Raw genomic sequence first — 25,542 nt, 5'->3', positions numbered from 1 at the left:
GCGCGAAACATAATATGTTTTCTATGCATTGATAATTGATGGATCAACTTATTACGTCCCTGAGGAGGGATGACAAATGCACTCCTGGAAAAAGAAACTTGTAGTATCACAATTAGCATTGGCTTGCACTCTGGCTATCACCTCTCAGGCTAATGCAACTACTTATAACACCTGGACTTATTACGACAATCCAACTACTGCTCTTGACTGGAGCAATATGGATTTACCGGGTACTGTAGATGGTAACTATGTGAATTATAGTGGCTTTGTCTACTATAACAACACAAACGGTGATTTCGATACCACCTTTAATGGTGACACTGTTAACGGGGCTATCTCTACATATTACCTGAATCATGATTTTACTGATGGAACAACAAACCAGTTGAACATCAGCAACTCCCTGATTCATGGTTCAATCACTTCAATGCTGCCTATGGGTGAAAGCAGTGATGGTCATTATGTATATCAGTTCTCTGAATACGGTACTGATCGCGTAATTGATGATAATTGGCATGATGGTGATGTATTCACTTTAAATATTGCTAATTCTACAATTGATGACGATTACGAAGGTTTATACTTCACTGATTCATATCTGAATGGTGACGTTACCAAATATACTAACGAAACCTTCCGTACCCCAGCTGGTGAAGGTGAAGAATACGCCGGTTTGTTTGCAAACGGTGGTGTCGGTCTTGGGCTGGCAGTGAATCTTGATGTCGAAAGTAACATCAATATTTCTAACAACTCCCGTGTTGCTGGTATCAGCCTGACTCAGGGTAATACCGTAAACAATACTTACACTACTGAATCTCATACTTGGGATAACAATATCTCAGTTATCGATTCCACAGTGACTTCAGGTTCTGTAACTACTCTGGAAGACAGTGGTTTCTATGGTAACTCTGCGGAACCTAGTGATTACTCTGGTAAGGGCGGAGCTAATGATGTAGCTCTGTATTTCAGTGATAGTGCGGCTTCAAATTACTCCATGAAAAACAATGTTTATTTCAGCAATTCTACTCTGCTGGGTGATGTTGTTTTCGCAAGTACTTTCAACGCAAACTTCTATCCGCATGGTCATGACAGTAATGCCGATGGCGTACTGGACACCAATGGTGGCTGGGCTGACGACTCACTTAATGTTGATGAACTGAATATCACTCTGGATAATGGTTCCAAATGGGTAGGTTCAGCAACTACATCAGCGAATGTTGACGTTGACTCTACTGTATCGACTGACTGGTATGATGTTACAGGTAATAGCCTGTATCCAGGCGTTGTAGCAGAAGATAATGCCTGGGGTCGTACGATTGATAATCAAGTATTCCAGAGCGGTGTGTTTAACGTCACTCTGAATAATGGTTCTGAATGGAATACCGTTAACGCTTCAAACATTGATACTTTAGCTGTAAATAATGGCTCTGAAGTCAATGTTACGAATTCTTCCTTACTTTCTGATACTATTGGCTTAACTAATGGCTCTTCACTGAACATTGGTGAAGATGGTGAAGTTGCTACTGACCACCTGACAGTTGATAGCTATAGTACTGTTAATTTAACCGAATCTACTGGTTGGAATAACTATTCTAACCTGTACGCCAATACTATCACCGTAACTAACGGTGGTGTGCTGGATGTGAACGTTGATCAGTTCGATACTGAAGCTTTCCGTACCGATAAACTGGAACTGACCAGCGGCAACATCGCTGACCATAACGGTAACGTAGTATCCGGTGTGTTCAATATCCATAGCAGCGATTACGTTCTGAACGCTGATCTGGTGAACGACCGTACGTGGGATACTTCCAAGTCTAACTACGGTTACGGTATTGTTGCTATGAACTCTGATGGTCACCTGACTATCAATGGTAACGGCGACGTAGACAACGGTACTGAACTGGATAACAGCTCTGTTGATAACGTTGTTGCTGCAACCGGTAACTACAAAGTTCGTATCGACAACGCAACTGGTGCTGGTTCTATCGCTGACTACAACGGCAACGAGCTGATCTACGTCAACGACAAAAACAGCAACGCGACCTTCTCTGCTGCTAACAAAGCTGACCTGGGTGCATACACCTATCAGGCTGAACAGCGCGGTAACACCGTTGTTCTGCAACAGATGGAGCTGACCGACTACGCTAACATGGCGCTGAGCATCCCGTCTGCGAACACCAATATCTGGAACCTGGAACAAGACACCGTTGGTACTCGTCTGACCAACTCTCGTCATGGCCTGGCTGATAACGGCGGCGCATGGGTAAGCTACTTCGGTGGTAACTTCAACGGCGACAACGGCACCATCAACTATGATCAGGATGTTAACGGCATCATGGTCGGTGTTGATACCAAAATTGACGGTAACAACGCTAAGTGGATCGTCGGTGCGGCTGCAGGCTTCGCTAAAGGTGACATGAATGATCGTTCTGGTCAGGTAGATCAAGATAGCCAGACTGCCTACATCTACTCTTCTGCTCACTTCGCGAACAACGTCTTTGTTGATGGTAGCTTGAGCTACTCTCACTTCAACAACGACCTGTCTGCAACCATGAGCAACGGTACTTACGTTGACGGTAGCACCAACTCCGACGCTTGGGGCTTCGGCTTGAAAGCCGGTTACGACTTCAAACTGGGTGATGCTGGTTATGTGACTCCTTACGGCAGCATTTCTGGTCTGTTCCAGTCTGGTGATGACTACCAGCTGAGCAACGACATGAAAGTTGACGGTCAGTCTTACGACAGCATGCGTTATGAACTGGGTGTAGATGCAGGTTATACCTTCACCTACAGCGAAGACCAGGCTCTGACTCCGTACTTCAAACTGGCTTACGTCTACGACGACTCTAACAACGATAACGATGTGAACGGTGATTCCATCGATAACGGTACTGAAGGGTCTGCGGTACGTGTTGGTCTGGGTACTCAGTTCAGCTTCACCAAGAACTTCAGCGCCTATACCGATGCTAACTACCTCGGTGGTGGTGACGTAGATCAAGACTGGTCCGCGAACGTGGGTGTTAAATATACCTGGTAATATTCTTCACTCCGAAGAAATTCTGGTAATTTAATCTAAATAATGCCCGTCAAGGATTTGACGGGCATTACTGCAAAGGACGCGCAAATGTTATCTGTAGTTAAACCTCTTCAGGAATTTGGTAAGCTCGATAAATGTTTGTCCAGATACGGTACGCGCTTCGAGTTTAATAATGAAAAGCAAGTTATATTTTCCAGTGATGTCAATAACGAAGATACTTTCGTTATTTTAGAGGGAATTATCTCTCTGCGTAGAGAAGAAAACGTACTTATCGGTATTACCCAGGCTCCTTATATTATGGGGCTGGCTGATGGTTTAATGAAAAACGATATACCATACAAATTAATATCAGAAGGAAATTGTACGGGATATCATCTACCAGCCAAACAAACCATTACGCTTATTGAACAAAATCAACTCTGGCGAGACGCTTTTTACTGGTTAGCCTGGCAAAATAGAATTCTGGAATTACGTGACGTGCAGCTCATTGGGCATAATTCCTACGAACAAATCCGCGCAACATTATTATCAATGATTGACTGGAATGAAGAATTGCGATCACGTATTGGTGTGATGAATTATATCCATCAACGTACACGCATATCGCGTTCTGTCGTCGCAGAAGTTCTCGCTGCTTTGCGTAAAGGCGGCTATATCGAAATGAATAAAGGCAAACTGGTCGCTATCAACCGTTTGCCTTCAGAGTATTAATCAGGATGCGGGGATAACTAGCGGTTTATTCCCGCTTAGCTCGGTCACCAGGTCATTGATGCCATCGCTCATATTTTTAAAGCGCGTCAACGGCGAACGAGTGACCACCACAAACGCGCCAATATTCTTCTGCGGGATCATCGCCATATAGGTAATGAAACCGCCACCACCACCTGTCTTCTGAATAATCCCCGGACGACCCTCTTTCGGGGCCATATATACCCAGCCTAAACCAAGCGCATCCGCTTTGCCGGGGACATCCATGCCAATCACTTTCGTAAACTGCGCGCGCTGATAAATCAACGTCTGCATGCGATCTGCCTGGTTACTGCGCTGATAAAAATCAGATGACAAATACTGCTGCATCCAGCGCATCATATCGCCAGGCGTGGAATAGACGCCGCCGCTGCCAATTGCCGCCAGCGTGTTATTGCATGGACTGGCACCGCGCTCTGCAACCATTAAACGGCGGCACTGATCCGGTGAGGGGGTGTAGGTGGTGTCTTTCATCCCCAATGGACGGGTAATCTGCTCTTCAAACAACTGGGTATAAGGCTTGCCGGACGCATTCGCCAGTGCATCTGCCAGCAGATCGAACGCAAGGTTAGAGTACGCCGCCTGACTGCCTGGCGCGGCTTTCAGCTTCGCCGTAGAAAGGTATTTCCAGCGTTGCTCGCGCGTTGGCCAGACAAACACCGGACGATGTGCCGCACCACCGGGCTGTTCACGGGGCAGGGCGCTGGTATGGGTTGCCAGATTGACCAGCGTAATGGGCGTCCCATTGTAGGTTGGCACGCGTGCGCCTGGCGGAGCATATTTACTTAGCGGATCGTTTAACTTCACGGTCCCCTGGTCGAGCAATTTCACCAGCATCTCACTGGTCATTAGCTTGGTGAGGGAAGCAATACGCACGACCGAATCCAGCTGCGGGCGAACGTTATTACCAGGTCGCGTTTCGCCATAACTGCGAAAGACGCGCTGGTTACCGTCGATAACAACCAGCGCCATCCCCGTGGCACCGCTGCCGTAAAAAATATGATCGGCATAACGATCGACAATATCAGAGGCAAACTCCGGTTCAGTGATCGGCTGCGCCGCATGGACGGAGGTCAATGACGCCGCACACAGCACGGCAGAAAAAAGCAGACTACGTTTCAACGCTGGTGTCCATAAATTGAATGAAGGTAACTGAGCGTATTTATACTACTCATTGATGGATTGCAAAGGGCGAATTAGTGCAATAATAGTGTTAAAAACGTAACGGCGCGTAAACACGATCTTTTTCCTGCTCACCAATGCCTGCATTTGTGATCCTGCGCGTGTTAATCCGCTTATGTAAACAATCTTTGGTTTGTGAAATCCGTCGAAACAATTCTTATGGTCAGGCTGGCGAACTAAGCGCCTTGCTATGGGTCACAATGGGCGGTTTCATTTGGCTGACGCTTTGTAGTGGTCATGCGGTTAATACACAGCAGTTGTTAAAACGATAAGAAGTTAGCAGGAGTGCATATGTTTAAGTCTTTTTTCCCAAAGCCGGGAGCGTTTTTTCTCTCGGCCTTTGTTTGGGCATTGATTGCCGTTATCTTCTGGCAAGCCGGTGGGGGAGACTGGGTGGCGCGTATCACCGGCGCTTCCGGGCAGATCCCGATTAGCGCCGCGCGTTTCTGGTCGTTGGATTTCCTGATTTTTTACGCTTACTACATTGTTTGCGTAGGACTTTTTGCATTTTTCTGGTTTATCTACAGCCCGCACCGTTGGCAATACTGGTCAATACTCGGTACTGCACTGATCATCTTCGTCACCTGGTTTTTGGTGGAAGTCGGGGTCGCCGTCAACGCCTGGTATGCACCGTTCTATGATCTGATTCAAACCGCGCTAAGTTCGCCGCATAAAGTCACTATCGAACAATTTTACCGCGAAGTGGGCGTCTTTCTGGGGATTGCGCTGATCGCGGTGGTGATCAGTGTACTGAACAACTTCTTTGTCAGTCACTATGTGTTCCGCTGGCGTACGGCGATGAACGAATATTACATGGCGAACTGGCAACAACTGCGTCATATCGAAGGTGCCGCACAGCGTGTGCAGGAAGACACCATGCGTTTTGCTTCAACGCTGGAGAATATGGGCGTCAGTTTTATCAACGCCATCATGACGTTGATCGCCTTCCTGCCGGTGCTGGTAACGCTCTCCGCGCATGTGCCGGAGCTGCCGATTATCGGGCACATTCCGTATGGTCTGGTGATTGCCGCTATCGTCTGGTCGCTGATGGGGACCGGATTGCTGGCAGTGGTAGGGATCAAACTGCCGGGGCTGGAGTTTAAAAACCAGCGAGTAGAGGCCGCCTACCGTAAAGAGCTGGTTTATGGTGAAGACGATGCCACGCGCGCGACGCCGCCTACGGTACGCGAGCTGTTTAGCGCCGTACGGAAAAACTATTTTCGCCTCTATTTTCACTATATGTATTTCAACATCGCCCGCATTCTCTATTTGCAGGTCGATAACGTTTTCGGTTTGTTCTTGCTGTTTCCGTCAATTGTTGCCGGTACGATTACGCTCGGCCTGATGACGCAGATTACCAACGTTTTTGGTCAGGTTCGCGGTGCTTTCCAGTACCTGATTAACTCATGGACCACACTGGTTGAGTTGATGTCTATCTACAAACGTCTGCGCAGCTTTGAACATGAGCTGGATGGTGACAAAATTCAGGAAGTAACCCATACCTTGAGCTAAAAAGGAGAAGTAATGTCGCGCGTCAATCATCTATCTTCGCTGTCATTGTTGGCGGTTCTGGTTTTAGCGGGGTGTAGTAGTCAGGCTCCGCAACCGTTGAAAAAGGGCGAAAAAGCGATAGATGTAGTGAGCGTCGTGCGGCAGAAGATGCCTGCGAGCGTGAAAGACCGCGATGCCTGGGCGAAAGATCTCGCCACCACCTTTGAAAGTCAGGGGCTGGCACCGACGCTGGAAAACGTCTGCTCGGTGCTGGCGGTGGCGCAGCAGGAGTCAAATTATCAGGCAGATCCGGCCGTTCCGGGCTTAAGCAAGATCGCCTGGCAAGAGATTGACCGTCGTGCTGAACGGATGCACATTCCTGCTTTTCTGGTTCATACCGCGCTAAAAATCAAATCGCCAAACGGCAAAAGTTATAGCGAACGGTTAGATTCGGTGCGTACAGAAAAGCAATTGAGCGCGATTTTTGACGATCTGATCAGCATGGTACCAATGGGGCAGACGCTGTTTGGTTCGCTTAATCCGGTGCGCACCGGTGGGCCGATGCAGGTCAGCATTGCTTTTGCCGAACAGCATACCAAAGGGTATCCGTGGAAAATGGACGGTACAGTTCGTCAGGAAGTCTTCAGTCGCCGCGGCGGGTTGTGGTTTGGTACTTACCATTTACTGAATTATCCCGCCAGCTATAGCGCACCGATATACCGCTTTGCTGATTTTAACGCTGGCTGGTACGCCAGCCGTAATGCCGCGTTTCAGAACGCGGTCAGTAAGGCCAGCGGCGTGAAGCTGGCACTGGACGGTGATTTAATTCGTTACGACAGTAAAGAACCCGGGAAAACAGAACTGGCAACGCGCAAACTGGCGGGAAAACTGGGGATGAGCGACAGCGAAATTCGCCGTCAGTTAGAGAAAGGTGACAGCTTCTCTTTTGAGGAGACGGCGCTGTACAAGAAAGTTTATCAACTTGCCGAAGCGAAAACGGGTGAATCACTACCCCGCGAAATGTTGCCTGGCATTCAACTGGAAAGCCCGAAAATCACCCGCAACCTGACTACGGCCTGGTTTGCGAAGCGCGTAGACGAACGGCGGGCGCGTTGTATGAAACAGTGATCAAACAGGAATGTCATGCCAGATAAGGCGTTTTAGGCCGTATCTGGCAACGTAAATCTTACTGGCGGCGATGTCGCCAGTGCAGCCATAGCGCCACCACTGCAAAAATGAGGCAGCCTACTAAAAACGGGATCAGCCCGAAAATGGTGCCGACACCTAAACCAATTTCCACCCGTGGGCGACCTGTTTCCTGGACCTGCATTAAACGCTCATAGACGCCGGGCGCATGCACTAACAGGTTCAGCAATTGCGCCCCAGCCCAAAAGCAAAACAGCACAAACAACGCATAGGCAATGTTGCCAGGCGTTGAAGAGGCATTGCGATATTTTCCGCTAAACAGCGATTTTGACAGGGTGAAATCAGCCATAAAAACCTCCGGAAGTCATCTGCTTCTCTTCTGGTGTGATACCAGCGGCTTATGGCAAGTCTGACAGGTCATTTAGATTGTCAATATCAGAATCATGGTAAATTGATGTTGGGAATATTCCCGAAGCGTGAATCTTCGTTGTGAGTCACAAAATGGCAACCTTAAGTTAAATTTATTAACAATTACGAAAATGTTGTCTACACCACAGACGGTTGTTACAGAATATGCAAGGATGTTGTTTTTCGTTAACGGAGCTGCCATGAATCTGCCTGTAAAAATCCGCCGTGACTGGCACTACTATGCGTTCGCCATTGGCCTTATATTCATTCTTAATGGCGTGGTGGGGCTACTGGGATTTGAAGCAAAAGGTTGGCAGACCTATGCCGTCGGTCTGGTGACGTGGGTGATTAGTTTCTGGCTGGCGGGGCTGATTATTCGTCGTCGCGATGAAGAAACTGAAAACGCCCAATAAGAATATTATCGGGCGTTAAAATATTACATTGTGGTTTTCAATGCGTTATCCGCAGCGTGACGCTCCAGCGCCAGTTCAATCAAACGTGTGATCAGATCGGTGTAACCGAGACCGCTGGCTTGCCACAGCTTCGGATACATACTGATGTTGGTGAAGCCAGGCAGTGTGTTGATCTCGTTGATCACCACTTCGTTCTCTGGGGTTAAAAACACGTCTACACGCGCCATGCCTGCGCATCCCAACGTTTGATAAGCCTGAACGGCAATCGCCCGGATCTTATCGTTGATTTCTGGCGCAATGGCTGCCGGAACTACCACTTTCGCGCCATCTTCGTCAATGTACTTGGTGTCGTAGGCATAGAAGTCGCTGGTGAGTACGATCTCGCCACAGGTGCTGGCTTGCGGGTTGTCGTTGCCCAGAACTGCGCATTCGATCTCACGACCTTTGATCCCTTGCTCAACGATCACTTTATGATCGAATTCGAACGCCAGATCGACGGCAATTGCGTACTGTTCTTCACTGGTTACTTTGCTGACACCAACAGAAGAGCCCTGATTAGCCGGTTTTACAAACAGTGGTAACCCCAGTTTAGACTCCACTTCGGCAAAACTAATGTTGTGACGATTGGCGCGCGTCAGGGTAATAAATGGCGCAATGTTCAGCCCGGCATCGCGCAGCAGACGTTTGGTAACATCTTTATCCATACAGGCTGCTGAAGCCAGAACATCAGAACCTACAAACGGTAAATTGGCGACCCGCAGCATTCCCTGCAAGGAACCATCTTCGCCCAGCGTACCGTGGACAATCGGGAAAATGACATCCACCGTCGGCAACGGCTGACCGTTTTGCGCGTCGATAAGCTGATGCTCATGTTTACCTGGCACCTGCGCAAGGCTGGTCGCCGAAGGGCGCAACGCAATATGGGCAGGATCGTCTGCATTTAGCAGATAATTGCTGGCATCGCTGACGTGCCATTGCCCTTGTTTATCAATGCCCAGCAGCACAACGTCGAAGCGACTTTTATCAATGGCATCGACAATGTTTTTTGCCGATTGCAGAGACACTTCATGTTCCGCTGATTTACCACCAAAAACGATTCCTACCCGCAGTTTTTCCATCTTAAAAACCTATCCCGTCTAACACAAAGTGCATACATTACCACGACAAAACGGGGGATTCGCGGCCTTCTGAAAGATTGTTGCAATCTTCTGCTGACAAAGCGTGCAACGTACTGGTGAAGAAAGTGCGTTATCTCAAAGATGTGCGCAAGATCACAAAAATGATGAACGGGAAGCTAATTTATTCCTGGCTTAAATGGCCATGCGGTGAGTTTTTTTCTCTTAATTATAAGTTAACGAAGAGAATATATTTCATAACTTTTATTTATAATAAAGGTTGATAATTAAAAGCCTATATTTTGTGTGTGTAATTATTTAAATAAGAGAAACGTTTCGCTGGTAATCAAACAAAAAATATTTGCGCAAAGTATTTCCTTTGTCATAAAAATAATACTTCCAGACACTATGAAGTTGTGAAACATAATGTTAACTTCTCCATACTTTGGATAAGGAAATACAGACATGAAAAATCTCATTGCTGAGTTGTTATTTAAGCTTGCCCAAAAAGAAGAAGAGTCGAAAGAACTGTGTGCGCAGGTAGAAGCTTTGGAGATTATCGTCACTGCAATGCTTCGCAATATGGCGCAAAATGACCAACAGCGGTTGATTGATCAGGTAGAGGGGGCGCTGTACGAGGTAAAGCCCGATGCCAGCATTCCTGACGACGATACGGAGCTGCTGCGCGATTACGTAAAGAAGTTATTGAAGCATCCTCGTCAGTAAAAAGTTAATCTTTTCAACAGCTGTCATAAAGTTTTCACGGCCGAGACTTATAGTCGCTTTGTTTTTATTTTTTAATGTATTTGTACATGGAGAAAATAAAGTGAAACAAAGCACTATTGCACTGGCACTCTTACCGTTACTGTTTACCCCTGTGACAAAAGCCCGGACACCAGAAATGCCTGTTCTGGAAAACCGGGCTGCTCAGGGCGATATTACTGCACCCGGCGGTGCTCGCCGCTTAACGGGTGATCAGACCGCCGCTCTGCGTGATTCTCTTAGCGATAAACCTGCAAAAAATATTATTTTGCTGATTGGCGATGGTATGGGGGACTCGGAAATTACTGCCGCACGCAATTATGCCGAAGGTGCGGGCGGCTTTTTTAAAGGTATCGATGCCTTACCGCTTACCGGGCAATACACTCACTATGCGCTGAATAAAAAAACCGGCAAACCGGACTACGTCACCGACTCGGCTGCATCAGCAACCGCCTGGTCAACCGGTGTCAAAACCTATAACGGCGCGCTGGGCGTCGATATTCACGAAAAAGATCACCCAACGATTCTGGAAATGGCAAAAGCCGCAGGTCTGGCGACCGGTAACGTTTCTACCGCAGAGTTGCAGGATGCCACGCCCGCTGCGCTGGTGGCACATGTGACCTCGCGCAAATGCTACGGTCCGAGCGCGACCAGTGAAAAATGTCCGGGTAACGCGCTAGAAAAAGGCGGGAGAGGATCGATTACCGAACAGCTGCTTAACGCTCGTGCCGATGTTACGCTTGGCGGCGGCGCAAAAACCTTTGCTGAAACGGCAACCGCCGGTGAATGGCAGGGAAAAACGCTGCGTGAACAGGCACAGGCGCGTGGTTATCAGTTGGTGAGCGATGCTGCCTCACTGAATGCGGTGACGGAAGCGAACCAGCAAAAACCCCTGCTAGGACTGTTTGCTGACGGCAATATGCCAGTGCGCTGGCAAGGACCGAAAGCAACGTACCACGGCAATATCGACAAGCCCGCAGTTACCTGTACGCCTAATCCGCAACGTAATGACAGCGTACCGACCCTGGCGCAGATGACTGATAAAGCCATTGAATTGTTGAGTAAAAATGAGAAAGGCTTTTTCCTGCAAGTTGAAGGTGCATCAATCGATAAACAGGATCACGCTGCGAATCCTTGTGGGCAAATTGGCGAGACGGTCGATCTCGACGAAGCCGTACAACGGGCGCTGGAATTCGCTAAAAAGGATGGCAACACGCTGGTCATAGTCACCGCTGATCACGCCCACGCCAGCCAGATTGTTGCGCCGGACACCAAAGCGCCGGGCCTCACCCAGGCGCTAAATACCAAAGATGGCGCAGTGATGGTGATGAGTTACGGGAACTCCGAAGAGGATTCACAAGAACATACCGGTAGTCAGCTGCGTATTGCGGCGTATGGCCCACATGCCGCCAATGTCGTTGGACTGACCGACCAGACCGATCTCTTCTACACCATGAAAGCCGCCCTGGGGCTGAAATAAAACCGCGCCCGGCGGTGAATTTTCGCTGTCGGGTGGTTTTTTTGCTGTTAGCAACCAGACTTAATGGCAGATCACGGGCGCAAACGCTCATGGTTAAAACATGAAGAGGGATGGTGCTATGAAAATAACATTACTGGTTACCTTGCTTTTCGGACTGGTTTTTTTAACCACCGTCGGCGCTGCCGAGAGAACCTTAACCCCGCAACAACAGCGTATGACCTCCTGTAATCAGCAGGCGACGGCGCAGGCGTTGAAAGGGGATGCTCGTAAGACCTACATGAGTGATTGCCTGAAGAACAGCAAGTCTGCGCCTGGTGAAAAAAGTTTGACGCCACAGCAGCAAAAGATGCGCGAATGTAATAATCAAGCAACGCAACAATCTCTGAAAGGTGATGATCGTAATAAGTTTATGAGCGCCTGCCTCAAGAAAGCCGCCTGATACCTGATAGTGCTAACGGGTGAGCTACGAAAATGGCTCACCCGAAATTTCATACTTCTGCCTTTAGCCCCGTCTCTATAATTTGGGAAAATTGTTTCTGAATGTTCCCAAAAATAATGAATGATGAAAACTTTTTCAAAAAAGCGGCGGCGCACGGGGAGGAACCTCCTTTAACTCCTCAAAACGAACATCAGCGGTCCGGGCTGCGCTTCGCCCGTCGCGTCAGACTACCCCGTGCGGTTGGCCTGGCTGGCATGTTCTTACCGATTGCTTCAACGCTGGTTTCACACCCGCCGCCGGGCTGGTGGTGGCTGGTGTTGGTCGGCTGGGCGTTCGTCTGGCCGCATTTAGCCTGGCAGATAGCGAGCAGGGCCGTCGATCCGCTTAGCCGGGAAATTTACAACTTAAAAACCGATGCAGTATTAGCGGGAATGTGGGTAGGCGTAATGGGCGTAAACGTGCTGCCTTCCACCGCGATGTTGATGATTATGTGTCTGAATTTGATGGGGGCAGGCGGCCCCCGTCTGTTTGTCGCGGGTCTGGTGTTGATGGTGGTTTCCTGCCTTGTCACCCTCGAGCTGACGGGCATCACCGTGTCGTTCAATAGTGCGCCGCTGGAATGGTGGCTCTCCCTTCCCATTATTGTCATTTATCCTCTGCTGTTTGGCTGGGTCAGCTACCAGACGGCGACTAAACTGGCGGAACATAAACGCAGGTTGCAGGTCATGAGTACCCGCGACGGCATGACGGGCGTGTATAACCGACGTCATTGGGAAACTATGTTACGCAATGAATTTGATAACTGTCGGCGGCATAATCGCGATGCAACGTTACTGATTATCGATATCGACCATTTCAAGAGCATCAACGATACCTGGGGCCATGATGTGGGCGATGAAGCGATTGTGGCGCTTACCCGACAGTTACAAATTACCCTGCGCGGTAGCGATGTGATTGGTCGGTTTGGCGGCGATGAGTTTGCGGTAATCATGTCCGGTACGCCAGCTGAGAGCGCCATTACCGCCATGTTACGGGTGCATGAAGGGCTAAACACGTTACGCTTGCCGAATACGCCACAGGTAACTTTACGGATTAGTGTGGGGGTTGCGCCGCTGAACCCACAAATGAGTCACTATCGTGAGTGGTTGAAATCGGCAGATTTGGCGCTTTACAAAGCAAAGAAAGCCGGACGTAACCGCACCGAAGTGGCGGCCTGACGTCCGGCGAAAGTCATCAGGATTTGCTGAGTTTTTCAGATTTTTCCATACACTTCGTCATCGCTTCGATCACTGCAGCACGGAAGCCTTTCTCTTCCAGTACGCGTACCGCTTCAATGGTGGTGCCTCCCGGTGAGCAGACCATATCTTTCAGTGCCCCCGGATGTTCTCCCGTTTCCAGCACCATTTTTGCGGAACCCATTACTGCCTGAGCGGCAAATTTATACGCCTGGGCGCGTGGCATCCCGCCCAGCACGGCGGCGTCGGCCATCGCTTCGATAAACATAAATACGTAGGCTGGCGAAGAACCGCTCACACCGACCACCGGGTGGATCATCGGCTCAGCAATTACTTCCGCTTCGCCAAAGCAGCGGAAAATATTCAGCACATCAGCGGTATCTTCTGGGGTTACCAGCGCGTTTGGCGTTACGGAGGTCATCCCGGCATTAACCAGCGCGGGAGTGTTCGGCATGGCGCGGATAATTTTCCGGTCATGGCCCAGCGCGCGGGCAAGCTGGTCGAGCGTGACACCTGCAGCAATAGAAACGACCAGAGAGTCTTTATTCAGGCTGGAGGTGATTTCGCTAAGCACTTTAATCATGATGCCAGGTTTAACGGCAGCAAAAATGATGTCGGCGATTTGCGCCACTTCTTGCGCCGATTCTGCGGCGTTGATGCCGAACTGGTCATGCAGGGCGGCGACTTTATCCGGGGAGGGGGTGTATACCCAGATTTGCCCTGGAAGCACCTGACCGCTGGCAATCAGACCGCCGAGAATGGCTTTTCCCATATTGCCGCAGCCAATAAAACCGATTTTCTTTTCCATTGCCTCACTCCTGCCGTGAAATTCATTGTTTTGATAATCGCTGGCAGAAGCATAAACAGAACTATGCCGGAAGGCAAAAGCGCGACACAATAGAGGATTACCCAACAAAGGATGACTTTATGACAATTTGGGTGGATGCCGACGCGTGTCCCAATGTAATTAAAGAGATTTTGTATCGCGCGGCGGAACGTATGCAGATGCCGCTGGTACTGGTAGCAAACCAGAGTTTACGCGTGCCGCCATCGCGATTTATTCGTACGCTGCGCGTCGCGGCAGGTTTCGACGTTGCCGATAACGAAATTGTCCGGCAGTGTGAAGCGGGCGATTTGGTGATCACCGCAGATATACCTTTGGCTGCTGAAGCCATCGAGAAAGGCGCTGCGGCGCTTAATCCGCGCGGCGAACGTTACACGCCAGCGACCATTCGTGAGCGCCTGACGATGCGCGATTTTATGGATACCTTACGTGCCAGTGGGATCCAGACCGGCGGACCAGATAGCCTTTCACAACGTGACCGCCAGGCCTTTGCCGCGGAGCTGGAGAAGTGGTGGCTGGAAGTGCAACGTAGTCGTGGCTAAATGTAATTTATTATTTACACTTCATTCTTGAATATTTATTGGTATAGTAAGAAATGTATTGAGATTTTCACTTTAAGTGGAATTTTTTCTTTACAATCGAAATTGTACTAGTTTGATGGTATGATCGCTATTCTCATGACACCGGCTTTCGCCGCATTGCGACCTATTGGGGAAAACCCACGATGACACAACCTCTTTTTCTGATCGGGCCTCGGGGCTGTGGTAAAACAACGGTCGGAATGGCCCTTGCCGATTCGCTTAACCGTCGGTTTGTCGATACCGATCAGTGGTTGCAATCACAGCTCAATATGACGGTCGCGGAGATCGTCGAAAGGGAAGAGTGGGCGGGATTTCGCGCCAGAGAAACGGCGGCGCTGGAAGCGGTAACTGCGCCATCCACCGTTATCGCTACAGGCGGCGGCATTATTCTGACGGAATTTAATCGTCACTTCATGCAAAATAACGGAATCGTGGTTTATTTGTGTGCGCCAGTTTCAGTCCTGGTTAACCGACTGCAAGCTGCACCGGAAGAAGATTTACGGCCAACCTTAACGGGAAAACCTCTGAGCGAAGAAGTTCAGGAAGTGCTGGAAGAACGCGATGCGCTATATCGCGAAGTTGCGCATATTATCATCGACGCAACAAACGAACCCAGCCAGGTGATTTCTGAAATTCGCAGCGCCCTGGCACAGACGATCAATTGTTGATTTTAGAGCGCCTATACTTAACGTTCATCCCGTGAAATAAGGAAGAACGATGCCAACGAAACCGCCTTATCCTCGTGAAGCATATATAGTGACGATTGAAAAAGGAAAACCAGGACAGACGGTAACCTCGTACCAACTCAGAGCCGATCATCCTAAACCAGACTCGTTGATCAGTGAACATCCGACCGCTCAGGAAGCGATGGATGCGAAAAAACGCTATGAGGACCCTGACAAAGAGTGACCGCATCAGACTGCTCGGAAGGGATTCTGAGTGCCACTACAAGGGATCTGCGTCACATTTTTCATAATTCATATTTTTCTAATAATTAGAATATTAAACAATAACAATCCATTACTGGAATCATTTGGAATCTTTACATTATGCCGTGCACGTCTGCTGCTACGCTTTTTGTCATTTGTAGCACAAGTAAGTGTCAGCAGTGGTGCTTCACACTTGCCCGGTAATTAACGACGAAAGAAAAGTAAGGTGGAAGAACAATGAGTGCGTCGTTGGCGATCCTGACCATCGGCATTGTACCTATGCAGGAAGTTTTGCCGCTCCTGACGGAATACATTGACGAAGATAATATTTCCCATCATAGCCTGCTGGGGAAGTTAAGTCGTGAAGAAGTGATGGCGGAGTACGCGCCAGAAGCAGGCGAAGACACCATTCTCACATTATTAAATGACAACCAGCTGGCCCATGTTTCGCGTCGTAAAGTGGAGCGAGACCTGCAAGGTGTGGTTGAAGTGCTCGATAATCAGGGTTATGACGTCATTTTATTAATGAGTACAGCAAACATTAGTAGTATGACTGCGCGTAATACGATCTTTCTTGAGCCGTCGCGAATATTGCCTCCACTGGTTTCCTCTATTGTTGAAGATCATCAGGTGGGGGTTATCGTTCCGGTTGAGGAGATGCTGCCCGTTCAGGCGCAAAAATGGCAAATTTTGCAGAAATCGCCGGTATTTTCATTGGGTAACCCCATTCATGATTCAGAACAAAAAATCATTGATGCCGGGAAAGAATTACTGGCAAAAGGGGCTGATGTCATCATGCTGGATTGTTTAGGATTTCACCAACGTCATCGCGATTTACTGCAAAAACAGCTCGATGTTCCTGTCTTGCTGTCTAACGTATTGATTGCACGGCTGGCTGCGGAATTACTGGTGTAATTTTGCGTGACAGCCAGCGCCTCTGGCCCCTATAGTGAAGTAGATGTTCAACTACCAAACAGGGCCAGTTTATGCTTCAAAGTAATGAGTACTTTTCCGGCAAAGTGAAATCAATCGGCTTTTCCAGCAGCAGCACTGGTCGCGCCAGCGTGGGTGTTATGGTTGAAGGCGAATACACCTTCAGCACCGCTGAGCCGGAAGAGATGACGGTAATCAGTGGCGCGCTGAATGTGTTACTGCCTGACGCGACCGACTGGCAGGTGTATGAAGCCGGTTCGGTGTTTAATGTTCCCGGTCACAGTGAGTTTCATCTGCAAGTTGCCGAACCCACCTCTTATCTGTGCCGCTATCTGTAATTCCTCGCCTTCCCCTTGAACGGGAGGGCATTTTTCTGAAATATCCTTTCTTTAACCCATAATAATATTTCCTTTGCTGCGATTTTTTCAATTTCCGATATATTCATAATTTATCAAGGTTGATATAAATATCAGTGAAGATCTCCAGATATTGTTGCGGAACTGGCTACGATAAAAGATAAATCAGATGATGAATGGTGGCGTGCATTGCTGCAAAGTCGCAATGATCATTTACGCCAAACGGCATTGCGCAACGCACATACCCCGGCGTTGTTGTTAACGACATTGACTGAGCCTCAGGATCGGTCGCTGGCTATTAATAATCCACAGCTGGCTGCCGATGTGAAAACGGCGTGGTTAAAAGAGGATCCATCATTACTCTTATTTGTCGAACAACCCGATCTTTCGCTGTTACGTGATTTAGTGAAAACCGGGGCAACGCGGAAAATTCGCAGTGAAGCGCGTCACCGGCTTGAGGAAAAACAATGACACAACGTCCATGGAGCAAGTTACAGCGTAAAACGCATAATATTGCTGCGCTAAAAATTATTGCTCGCCGTAGCGAATAATTATATGCCTGGTGTGGCTTCGTACGCCGGATAAGACGCGGCAGGCGTCGCATCCGGCATTAAAGGAAAATCAGCAATTAACGTTGTGCTTCGCCACCTAATCCTTCAATCAGGTTTTGAATTAACGCTGCCAGTTCACCAGTCATCAGGATGAAATCGGCATCAAAACGCTGGGCGAAATCTTCACGGTCGATATCTTCGTTTTGATCGCGCAGCTCGTCGCAGAACTTCAGACGCTTGAGCGAACCATCGTCGCACATCACAAACTGAATGCGCTGCTGCCAGTCGAGCGCCAGTTTAGTCACCACTTTTCCGGCTTCAATGTGATTGGTGATCTCTTCGCTGGTCAGATCTTGTTTCTTCGCGCGGATCACGCCGCCATCTTCCAGCAACGATTTCAGCTCGGCTTCATCAAGCAGCTGGAAGCCCTGTGCCGCACTACCGGAGCGAACCCATTCGGTCAGCGTCAGTTCAATCGGGTTTTCCATGCTCAATGGTACAACCGGTAACGACCCCAGGCTTTTACGCAGTAATGCCAGCGTATCTTCCGCTTTTTTGGCACTGGCGCAGTCCACCATAATCAAACCGTTAACCGTGTCGATCCACATCATTGTCTGGCTAAAACGGCTGAAAGCACGCGGCAGCAGAGAGTGCAGCACTTCGTCTTTCAGCGAATCTTTTTCGGTTTTCTTCAGCTTACGCGCCTGTTCCGCTTCCAGTTTGGCGATTTTCGCTTCCAGCGCCTGTTTAATCACCGGAGACGGGAGGATTTTTTCTTCTTTGCGCGCGCAGATAACAATTTGACCATTGGCAACGTGCGTTAACGCATCGCTGTGCGATCCCATCGGAGGAACCCAGCCCATCTTCGCCATGTCCTGGCTGCCGCATGGGGTAAATGCCATCGAGGCTAGCTGTTTTTCCATCTCTTCTGCACGCAGCGAAATCTCGCGGCTAAGACGGTAAACCATTAAATTTTTGAACCACAGCATGATAATTTCCACGGCCTTGTCGTTAAATTTAGCGGGCATGATAACGAATTGTCGGCGGCCTTGCATTGCCAATCCGGTTGTCCGTCTCTACGCTATTGATATTGAAAAAAATAAGGAGAGTACCGTGCGTATAGGTATCGATTTAGGCGGCACCAAAACTGAAGTGATTGCACTGGGCGATGCAGGGGAGCAGTTGTACCGCCATCGTCTGCCCACGCCGCGTGATGATTACCGGCAGACTATTGAAACGATCGCCACGTTGGTTGATATGGCGGAGCAGGCGACGGGACAGCGCGGAACGGTAGGTATGGGCATTCCTGGCTCAATTTCGCCTTACACCGGTGTGGTGAAGAATGCCAATTCAACCTGGCTCAACGGTCAGCCATTCGATAAAGACTTAAGCGCGAGGTTGCAGCGGGAAGTGCGGCTGGCAAATGACGCTAACTGTCTGGCGGTTTCAGAAGCAGTAGATGGCGCGGCAGCGGGAGCGCAGACGGTATTTGCCGTGATTATCGGCACGGGATGCGGCGCGGGCGTGGCATTCAATGGGCGGGCGCATATCGGCGGCAATGGCACGGCAGGTGAGTGGGGACACAATCCGCTACCGTGGATGGACGAAGACGAACTGCGTTATCGCGAGGAAGTCCCTTGTTATTGCGGTAAACAAGGTTGTATTGAAACCTTTATTTCGGGCACGGGATTCGCGACGGATTATCGTCGTTTGAGCGGACATGCGCTGAAAGGCAGTGAAATTATCCGCCTGGTTGAAGAAAGCGATCCGGTAGCGGAACTGGCATTGTGTCGCTACGAGCTGCGGCTGGCAAAATCGCTGGCACATGTCGTGAATATTCTCGATCCGGATGTAATTGTCCTGGGGGGCGGGATGAGCAATGTAGACCGTTTATATCAAACGGTTCCGCAGTTGATTAAACAATTTGTCTTCGGCGGCGAATGTGAAACGCCGGTGCGTAAGGCGAAGCACGGTGATTCCAGCGGCGTACGCGGCGCTACGTGGTTATGGCCACAAGAGTAAAAAACGTAGGCAATTGGCGCATCATGCCTGATGCGACGCTTGCCGCGGCTTATCAGGCCTACAAAAGGTGCCAGAACCGTAGGCCGGATAAGGCGTTCACGCCGCATCCGGCAATAAGCAACGCGCACCGTGACAGTAATCTACCCCAGTGGTTTCGCCAGCACCGGACTATCCGCCGCTTGCTGGCGCTTATAGCGACCATACAGCAGCAACGATGACATCGCAGCAAACGAAAGCAGGGCGGCAGGCAGCGCCACGTAATTATATGCCAGCCCCAGCGTCAGCATCATACCTCCGCAATATGCGCCGACGGCGCTACCGAGGTTAAACGCTATTTGCCCACCTGCGGCACCTAATAACTCTCCGCCTTTGGCATTTTGCAGTAACAATATTTGCAGAGGTGCTGAAAGGGCAAATAATCCCGCGCAACAAATAAAAGCAAAAATAAGCGACGTTGTTTTCATGCCGCCGCAGAAAAAGAGCATCAGCAGTGCCAGTACAATGATAAAGTCAGTCACTGCTGCAATGCGCAGTGGTGAATAACGTCCTGAAATCCTGCCACTTAGCATATTTCCCAGCACCATCCCTAGCCCAACTAACATCATAATAAAGGTCATCGCCGTTTCCGAAAAACCGGAAATAAACATCATGTATGGCTTTACGTAGCTGAACCAGGCAAACACACCTGCGTTGCCAAACATCGTGGCGGCGAAAATTAACCACGGGGCCGGGCTGCGCAAAAAGTGAAATTGTTCGCGCAGCTTTCCTTTCGCCTCGTCGCGAATATCTGGCACCCAAAAATAGACCGATGCCATCACCGCAATATTAAAAACAGCGATCAATAAAAAGGTGTAACGCCAGCTAAATTCCTGACTTAAATACGTTCCCAGCGGAATGCCCAGCAAATTGGCGACTGTCATCCCGGAAACCATCCCCGCCACGGCGGCGGTGACTTTTCCGGGTTTGATAATTTTTGATAACACGATCGCTCCGACGCCAAAAAATGCGCCATGCGGAAAGCCGGATACCAGCCGACCAATGGCGAGCATCAGGTAAGACGAAGAGAGCGTGAACATGGCGTTGCCAATGACGCACAACGCCACCAGAAACAACAAGATATGTTTGAGTGAGTAGCGGCTGGAAAAGAGTGCGATGATTGGCGCACCGACCACCACCCCCAGTGCATAATACGAGATCATATGCCCGGCGGCAGGAATCGAAATTCCTACGTTATGCGCCAGCTCCGTGAGCACGCCCATAATGCCAAATTCGGCCATCCCCAAACCAAACGTGCCCAGAGCCAAAGATAAAATGACTTTTTTCATACCACCATCACAACCACCAGAACGGCTACCAATCACCGTAGCCAATAAAGTGATAGCTTGCAGGATAACGACCAGCAAGGCCAAGAGATAATTCGCCCCTCTGTATTCATTATCCTGCTGAATAGTTATTTCACTGCAAACGTACTTTCCAGTTTGCTGTAGCCCAGGCCGTTGATCTTTTTCACTTTGATCTGCACCGGAATACGCTCTTTCATCGCTTCTACGTGGCTAATCACACCGATGGTTTTGCCACTGGCGTTCAGGGCATCCAGCGCATCAAGGGCGGTATCCAGCGTTTCGCTATCCAGCGTGCCAAAACCTTCATCAAGGAACAGCGAGTCAATACGTGTTTTATGGCTGACCAGATCCGAAAGCGCCAGCGCCAGCGCCAGACTAACGAGGAAACTTTCGCCGCCGGAAAGGGTACGGGTATCGCGTACCGCATCTGCCTGCCAGGTATCAACAACCTCGACTTCCAGCGCCTCGCTGGCTTTGCGCTGTAACAGATAGCGCCCGTGCAGCCGGGTAAGTTGCTGATTAGCGAGATGGACTAAATTATCCAGCGTCAGCCCCTGGGCAAACTTGCGGAATTTATCGCCCTCTTTGGAACCTATTAGCGAATTCAGATATCCCCAGTCCTCAACCTGCTGCGTCATTTGAGCAATTTGCTGCATTAAGGTTTGTTGTTGCTGACGGTTATCTGCATCCTGCTTCAGCTGCTGGCGAATCTCGCCTTGACTCGTGGTGTTTTCACGCAACTTTTGGTGAGTTTGCGCTAACTCTTGCTGAATCTGCTCCACCGTCACAGTGAGAGCCAACCCGTCGTCAGGTCGGTGTTGTTGATGCTGTGCCAGCGTTTCTGCTGTCTGAGTGACCAGCGTTTGCGCCTGACGGCGCTGGTTTTCCAGATTCTGCTTGAGCTGTTCCAGCTGCGTTAGTGTTTGTTCATCCATTAGCGCCGCAAGGAACGCCTGCTGATCGTCAAAGACGCTGGCCTGTAGCGCGGTGTCAAACTGCGCCTGGGCTTTTTGCAGACTTTGCGCCGCCAGAACATCCTGTTGCTGTAACGTCTGCTGCTGGCTGTGTAATGCGAGACATTGTTCATGTACCTGCCGCCAGTTTTCCAATACCACAGTTTCTTCGCAGTGCGGGAGTTCATCACTTTGCGGCAACGTTTCCAGAATCGGCGTCAGCTGCTGAATACGGTTTTGCAGCGCGGTTAATTCGTTCTGGCGTTGCTGCCAGCTCTGCGCTTCTTGCTGACGTGTCGCCAACCAGCTCTCTTCTTCATCTTCCTGTGGCAATGTCAGTGCATAACCCGTCAATGTCGTTAAAAGTAGTTGCTGGCGTTGTTCAATTTGCTGTTGATACTGGATAATTTGCTGATTATGCGCGGCAATCTGCCCTTGTAATTCATGCCGTTGGCTGAGTAACCGCAGCTGGCGTTCGTGCTCATCTTGTGCATCCAGCCACGGTTGAATATCGTCCAGTGGCTGCAAGGTGATATTGAGGCTGGCCGTGACGGCTTGCCATTGTTGAGTAAGTGCTTGCTCATCTTGTCGGAGGCTTTGCGCTTCGTTTTCATCACGCTGAAGCTGCTTTGTTATGGCGTCCAGTTGCCCACGTAGCGTCGCACCTTCTTCACCGAGCTTTTTAACTTCGTTTTCCAGCGCCAGTAATCGAGACTGATTAACGCCAGGCTCCAGCGCCTGATACGCCTCGACCGCCGGGTGGCTGGTGGAACCACAAAGTGGGCAAGGCTGACCCGCCTGTAACTGTGCACGTTGAGCTTCCAGCGTTTTGATGCGCGCTTCCTGCTCGCAAATGGTTTTCACATCGGCAAGTTGCTGCGTCTTTTCTTTATAACGCTGGCGCATTTCGTTAAGTGCGGCGTTACGTTGCGTCTGTTCTTGCGTGACATTCTGGATAGCGACCTGTAACTGCGCCAGACGTTTTTGTTGGGGAACAATCTGTCCATGCAGCGCGACCAGGTGCTGACGCAGTGGGCGTTGCTCAGCATGTTGCGCCAGGGCGGTAGCAACTTCATCGGCGGTTAACGTCAACGTGATCGCCGCAAGCGCATTAAGTTTTTGCTCAGCATGGGTTAACTGTTGCTGCCATTGCCGCAGATGCTCGCGATCGCTGGTTTGTTGGGAGAACTGCGCACGCCAACCCGCCAGTTCGTTGTTCCACTGACGGAAGCGGTCGTGTTCCTGTAACCAGGTATTCAGGCTTTGTTGCTGCTGCTGTAATTCTGCTGACTGCTTCGCCGCGTGGTGGCGAATGCTCGCGCGAAGCGCCATTGTGCTCTGTAAGCGAGTATTTACTTCTTCAATCTGCTGGCGAGTATGCGCCAGCGCCGCGCTGTGTTCTGCGATGCGTTCCCAGTGCGGACGAAGATTTCGTGCCGGTTGTGCCAGACTGAGCGCTGCCAGTTGAGGTTGCGCTTTTTCTTCTTCGGCTAACGCCTGTTGCAAGGCCTGCTGACGGCGGCTGGCTTCTTGCTGCAATTCGTCCAGACGCGTTAACCAGTTTAGTGATTGTTGTTCTTGCTGCTGTGCGGTAAGTAACTGTTTTTCTTCGTCAGTAAGTACCTGCAAACTCGCTGTCAGCGATTGCACTTGTTCCGGCGTGAGCAACGCGACGCCGCTGGCCTGCGCTTGCAGCTTCTCCAGCTCAGTGCGGGCCGATTTGTGCTGCTCAAAAACCATCGCCGAGATTTGCCCGTAGATTTCAGTGCCGGTTAACTCCTCGAGCAATTCCGCGCGTTCTTTGGGTTTGGCATTCAGGAAGGCAGCAAATTGCCCCTGCGAAAGCAGCATCGAACGGGTGAAGCGCCCGTAATCCAGCCCGGTTAACGTCGCTGTCAGTTCCAGCTTATCTTTCACTTTGTCGGCGAGAATTTTGCCGTCGGCGCAGCGCGCCAGCTCTACGCGTGGCACCTGCAAATTACCGTCCGGCTGGTTACGCGCCCGATTCTGGCTCCAGAACGCGCGATACGCTTCACCTTTCACTTCAAACTCCACCTCCGCCAGACATTCAGCGGTATCGCGGGTCATGAGATCATTTTGCGATTGTGAAACGTTAGAGAGGCGCGGAGTTTCGTGATACAGCGCCAGACAAATGGCGTCCAGCAGGGTGGTTTTCCCCGCACCGGTTGGGCCGGTAATGGCAAACAGCCCGTTGCTGGCGAACGGCTCGCGGGTGAAATCAATCTTCCATTCGCCTTTTAATGAGTTCAGGTTTTTCAGGCGCAGGCTGAGAATTTTCATGCTTCGTGTTCTCCGGCGAGGCTATGCAACGTCGTGGCGAAAAGATGCTGCAGACGTTGCTGCTGCGATTCATCCAGTTCTTCCAGTGCCAGACGGCGATTGAACACCTCTTCGACGCTGAGTTCGCTGAGGGTTTCACGCTGTTGGCTGGCTAACACACGCTCGCGCTGTTCACGACTCCGACGTACCAGCAATACTTCGACAGGCAATGATTCGGTTAATGCCTGGATTTTGCGCTGAATATCATGCAGATACTCATCAGTAGTGATTTCGATATCCAGCCAGACAGGTGGCTCCTGTGATACATCGCGCCACTGTTCCAGCTGTTCGGTAATCGACGCCAGATCGCCTTTCAGCACCGCCATGGGTTGCGTTACCGGTACGTTCAGGTTTTCTACGCTCTCTAATTTGCCGTTTGAAAATGTCACCAGATGGACATATTTACTCTTACCGCATTCATCAAAACTTAGTGGAATGGGGGAGCCGCAATAGCGAACATGTTCCATGCCGCCAATAATCTGTGCGCGGTGAATATGCCCGAGCGCGATGTAGTCGGCTGGTGGAAAGTTTTGTGCCGGAAACGCGTCCAGCGTGCCAATATAAATGTCACGCACGGCGTCACTTTTACTGGCCCCCACGGTCGTTAAATGTCCCGTGGCGATGATGGGCAGAGGCTGATCGCCGCGCAGTTTGCAGGCATCGGCATAGTGTTGTTGGTAATAATCGGTAATCGCTGCCAGTAAATGCTGCTGTTTTTCAATACCGTTAAGCCCCGCCTGGCTGGTAATAATGTCACGCGGACGTAAAAACGGAATGGGGCACAGCACTGCGCCTGGCGTCCCGTCGCGACGAGGCAAGATTTGCGGCGCATGTCCGGCGCTGGCGACCACGGTAGTATTGAGGAACGCCATGATATCGCGCGATTCATTCAGCGTGGCGACCGAGTCATGGTTTCCTGCCAGTACCACCAGATGACAGCCAGTTTGCTGTAAATTGACAACAAAACGGTTGTATAACGTGCGGGCGTAACTGGGCGGCGAGCCGGTATCGAAAACATCACCGGCAACAATAATCGCATCCACCTGATGGGTTTGTGCTGTCTCCAGCAGCCAGTCAAGAAAAGCCTGATGTTCAGCTTCGCGGCTTTTACTGTAGAAGTTCTGGCCGAGATGCCAGTCTGAGGTGTGAAGGATGCGCATAACGGTTCCCTGGCGAAAAAGCATGGGCGCGATTATACCCAAACAGATGTGCCATTTGCTTTTTTCTGCGCC

At 50.1% G+C, this 25,542-nt stretch carries 25 protein-coding genes and 1 pseudogene; 18 read left to right on the top strand and 8 right to left on the bottom strand.

Going from position 1 to position 25,542, the window contains the following annotated elements; genetic code table 11:
• The first annotated feature begins 76 nt into the window (after window positions 1-76).
• A complete protein-coding gene (locus ACU8XX_RS18570) occupies window positions 77-3,040 on the top strand; it encodes an autotransporter outer membrane beta-barrel domain-containing protein (protein ID WP_016241931.1) in 2,964 nt (987 codons plus the stop codon).
• 87 nt (window positions 3,041-3,127) lie between these two features.
• The gene (iprA, locus tag ACU8XX_RS18565; protein ID WP_112033930.1) at window positions 3,128-3,751 is read left to right on the top strand and encodes a hydrogen peroxide resistance inhibitor IprA; all 624 of its coding nucleotides are present in this window, start codon (window positions 3,128-3,130) and stop codon (window positions 3,749-3,751) included.
• Here iprA and ampH read toward each other — a convergent pair whose 3' ends face one another.
• A complete protein-coding gene (gene ampH, locus ACU8XX_RS18560) occupies window positions 3,752-4,909 on the bottom strand; it encodes a D-alanyl-D-alanine-carboxypeptidase/endopeptidase AmpH (RefSeq protein WP_000830741.1) in 1,158 nt (385 codons plus the stop codon).
• Window positions 4,910-5,260: 351 nt separating this feature from the next.
• Between ampH and sbmA the strand changes: the two genes are divergently transcribed.
• A complete protein-coding gene (gene sbmA, locus ACU8XX_RS18555; protein ID WP_001297134.1) occupies window positions 5,261-6,481 on the top strand; it encodes a peptide antibiotic transporter SbmA in 1,221 nt (406 codons plus the stop codon).
• Window positions 6,482-6,493: 12 nt separating this feature from the next.
• Window positions 6,494-7,588 carry a surface-exposed outer membrane lipoprotein YaiW gene (gene yaiW / locus ACU8XX_RS18550; RefSeq protein WP_016241933.1) on the top strand — a complete coding sequence of 365 codons (1,095 nt, stop codon included), beginning with the start codon at window positions 6,494-6,496 and terminating at the stop codon, window positions 7,586-7,588.
• Window positions 7,589-7,646: 58 nt separating this feature from the next.
• On the opposite strand, the gene ACU8XX_RS18545 is transcribed toward yaiW, so the two are convergent.
• Window positions 7,647-7,955, bottom strand: a complete 309-nt coding sequence (locus ACU8XX_RS18545) for a YaiY family protein (RefSeq protein WP_000763151.1) — start codon at window positions 7,953-7,955, stop codon at window positions 7,647-7,649.
• A gap of 259 nt (window positions 7,956-8,214) precedes the next feature.
• On the opposite strand from ACU8XX_RS18545, the gene ACU8XX_RS18540 reads away from it, so the two are divergent.
• Window positions 8,215-8,427 carry a DUF2754 domain-containing protein gene (locus ACU8XX_RS18540; protein WP_001295334.1) on the top strand — a complete coding sequence of 71 codons (213 nt, stop codon included), beginning with the start codon at window positions 8,215-8,217 and terminating at the stop codon, window positions 8,425-8,427.
• Between the two features lie 23 nt (window positions 8,428-8,450).
• On the opposite strand, the gene ddlA is transcribed toward ACU8XX_RS18540, so the two are convergent.
• Entirely contained in the window at window positions 8,451-9,545 is a 1,095-nt protein-coding gene (gene ddlA, locus ACU8XX_RS18535; protein ID WP_000413677.1) for a D-alanine--D-alanine ligase, read from the bottom strand.
• A gap of 77 nt (window positions 9,546-9,622) precedes the next feature.
• Between ddlA and ACU8XX_RS18530 the strand changes: the two genes are divergently transcribed.
• The 5 genes from ACU8XX_RS18530 (at window position 9,623) to adrA (ending at window position 13,440) form a co-directional block, all read left to right on the top strand.
• Window positions 9,623-9,826, top strand: a complete 204-nt coding sequence (locus ACU8XX_RS18530) for a hypothetical protein (protein ID WP_001300163.1) — start codon at window positions 9,623-9,625, stop codon at window positions 9,824-9,826.
• Window positions 9,827-10,007: 181 nt separating this feature from the next.
• Complete coding sequence (gene iraP / locus ACU8XX_RS18525; protein ID WP_000792970.1) at window positions 10,008-10,268, top strand: anti-adapter protein IraP; 261 nt, start codon at window positions 10,008-10,010, stop codon at window positions 10,266-10,268.
• A 100-nt stretch (window positions 10,269-10,368) separates the two neighbouring features.
• Window positions 10,369-11,784 (top strand): alkaline phosphatase, encoded by a 1,416-nt coding sequence (gene phoA / locus ACU8XX_RS18520; RefSeq protein ID WP_001351635.1) that lies wholly within the window; start codon window positions 10,369-10,371, stop codon window positions 11,782-11,784.
• A 118-nt stretch (window positions 11,785-11,902) separates the two neighbouring features.
• Entirely contained in the window at window positions 11,903-12,223 is a 321-nt protein-coding gene (psiF, locus tag ACU8XX_RS18515) for a phosphate starvation-inducible protein PsiF (protein ID WP_001295332.1), read from the top strand.
• Between the two features lie 101 nt (window positions 12,224-12,324).
• Entirely contained in the window at window positions 12,325-13,440 is a 1,116-nt protein-coding gene (adrA, locus tag ACU8XX_RS18510) for a diguanylate cyclase AdrA (protein WP_000484048.1), read from the top strand.
• A 16-nt stretch (window positions 13,441-13,456) separates the two neighbouring features.
• Here the strand turns inward: adrA and proC are convergent, their stop codons facing one another.
• Window positions 13,457-14,266, bottom strand: coding sequence for a pyrroline-5-carboxylate reductase (proC, locus tag ACU8XX_RS18505; RefSeq protein WP_001295331.1), 810 nt, complete (start codon window positions 14,264-14,266; stop codon window positions 13,457-13,459).
• Window positions 14,267-14,385: 119 nt separating this feature from the next.
• Here proC and ACU8XX_RS18500 point away from each other — a divergent pair, with 119 nt between their 5' ends.
• The 7 genes and pseudogenes from ACU8XX_RS18500 to ACU8XX_RS18470 all read left to right on the top strand — a co-directional run bounded on the left by ACU8XX_RS18500 (window position 14,386) and on the right by ACU8XX_RS18470 (window position 17,652).
• Window positions 14,386-14,844, top strand: a complete 459-nt coding sequence (locus tag ACU8XX_RS18500) for a YaiI/YqxD family protein (protein ID WP_000158159.1) — start codon at window positions 14,386-14,388, stop codon at window positions 14,842-14,844.
• A gap of 182 nt (window positions 14,845-15,026) precedes the next feature.
• Window positions 15,027-15,551: a shikimate kinase AroL gene (aroL, locus tag ACU8XX_RS18495; RefSeq protein WP_000193393.1), complete on the top strand. Its 525-nt coding sequence runs from the start codon at window positions 15,027-15,029 to the stop codon at window positions 15,549-15,551.
• 49 nt (window positions 15,552-15,600) lie between these two features.
• Window positions 15,601-15,792 carry a protein YaiA gene (yaiA, locus tag ACU8XX_RS18490; protein ID WP_016241936.1) on the top strand — a complete coding sequence of 64 codons (192 nt, stop codon included), beginning with the start codon at window positions 15,601-15,603 and terminating at the stop codon, window positions 15,790-15,792.
• A gap of 257 nt (window positions 15,793-16,049) precedes the next feature.
• Window positions 16,050-16,727 carry an AroM family protein gene (locus ACU8XX_RS18485; RefSeq protein ID WP_001276420.1) on the top strand — a complete coding sequence of 226 codons (678 nt, stop codon included), beginning with the start codon at window positions 16,050-16,052 and terminating at the stop codon, window positions 16,725-16,727.
• A 71-nt stretch (window positions 16,728-16,798) separates the two neighbouring features.
• A complete protein-coding gene (ppnP, locus tag ACU8XX_RS18480) occupies window positions 16,799-17,083 on the top strand; it encodes a pyrimidine/purine nucleoside phosphorylase (RefSeq protein ID WP_000941942.1) in 285 nt (94 codons plus the stop codon).
• 147 nt (window positions 17,084-17,230) lie between these two features.
• Window positions 17,231-17,572, top strand: a pseudogene (locus ACU8XX_RS18475) (DUF2773 domain-containing protein); the annotation flags it as partial.
• Window positions 17,569-17,652: a protein YkiD gene (locus tag ACU8XX_RS18470; protein WP_120795376.1), complete on the top strand. Its 84-nt coding sequence runs from the start codon at window positions 17,569-17,571 to the stop codon at window positions 17,650-17,652. The pseudogene ACU8XX_RS18475 and the gene ACU8XX_RS18470, both read left to right, overlap by 4 nt.
• 77 nt (window positions 17,653-17,729) lie before the next feature.
• On the opposite strand, the gene rdgC is transcribed toward ACU8XX_RS18470, so the two are convergent.
• Window positions 17,730-18,641 carry a recombination-associated protein RdgC gene (gene rdgC / locus ACU8XX_RS18465; protein ID WP_001298537.1) on the bottom strand — a complete coding sequence of 304 codons (912 nt, stop codon included), beginning with the start codon at window positions 18,639-18,641 and terminating at the stop codon, window positions 17,730-17,732.
• A gap of 124 nt (window positions 18,642-18,765) precedes the next feature.
• Between rdgC and mak the strand changes: the two genes are divergently transcribed.
• Entirely contained in the window at window positions 18,766-19,674 is a 909-nt protein-coding gene (gene mak, locus ACU8XX_RS18460) for a fructokinase (RefSeq protein WP_112033929.1), read from the top strand.
• A 140-nt stretch (window positions 19,675-19,814) separates the two neighbouring features.
• On the opposite strand, the gene araJ is transcribed toward mak, so the two are convergent.
• The 3 genes from araJ to sbcD all read right to left on the bottom strand — a co-directional run bounded on the left by araJ (window position 19,815) and on the right by sbcD (window position 25,470).
• Window positions 19,815-20,999 carry an MFS transporter AraJ gene (gene araJ, locus ACU8XX_RS18455; RefSeq protein ID WP_001306939.1) on the bottom strand — a complete coding sequence of 395 codons (1,185 nt, stop codon included), beginning with the start codon at window positions 20,997-20,999 and terminating at the stop codon, window positions 19,815-19,817.
• Window positions 21,000-21,124: 125 nt separating this feature from the next.
• Window positions 21,125-24,271, bottom strand: a complete 3,147-nt coding sequence (sbcC, locus tag ACU8XX_RS18450; protein WP_000698909.1) for an exonuclease subunit SbcC — start codon at window positions 24,269-24,271, stop codon at window positions 21,125-21,127.
• The gene (sbcD, locus tag ACU8XX_RS18445) at window positions 24,268-25,470 is read right to left on the bottom strand and encodes an exonuclease subunit SbcD (RefSeq protein ID WP_001221324.1); all 1,203 of its coding nucleotides are present in this window, start codon (window positions 25,468-25,470) and stop codon (window positions 24,268-24,270) included. Before sbcD ends, sbcC begins: the two co-directional genes overlap by 4 nt.
• Between the last annotated feature and the right edge of the window lie 72 nt (window positions 25,471-25,542).

The sequence above is a fragment of the Escherichia sp. MAL-1 genome, from assembly GCF_052948035.1.
This window is presented reverse-complemented; position numbering and strand designations above follow the sequence as displayed.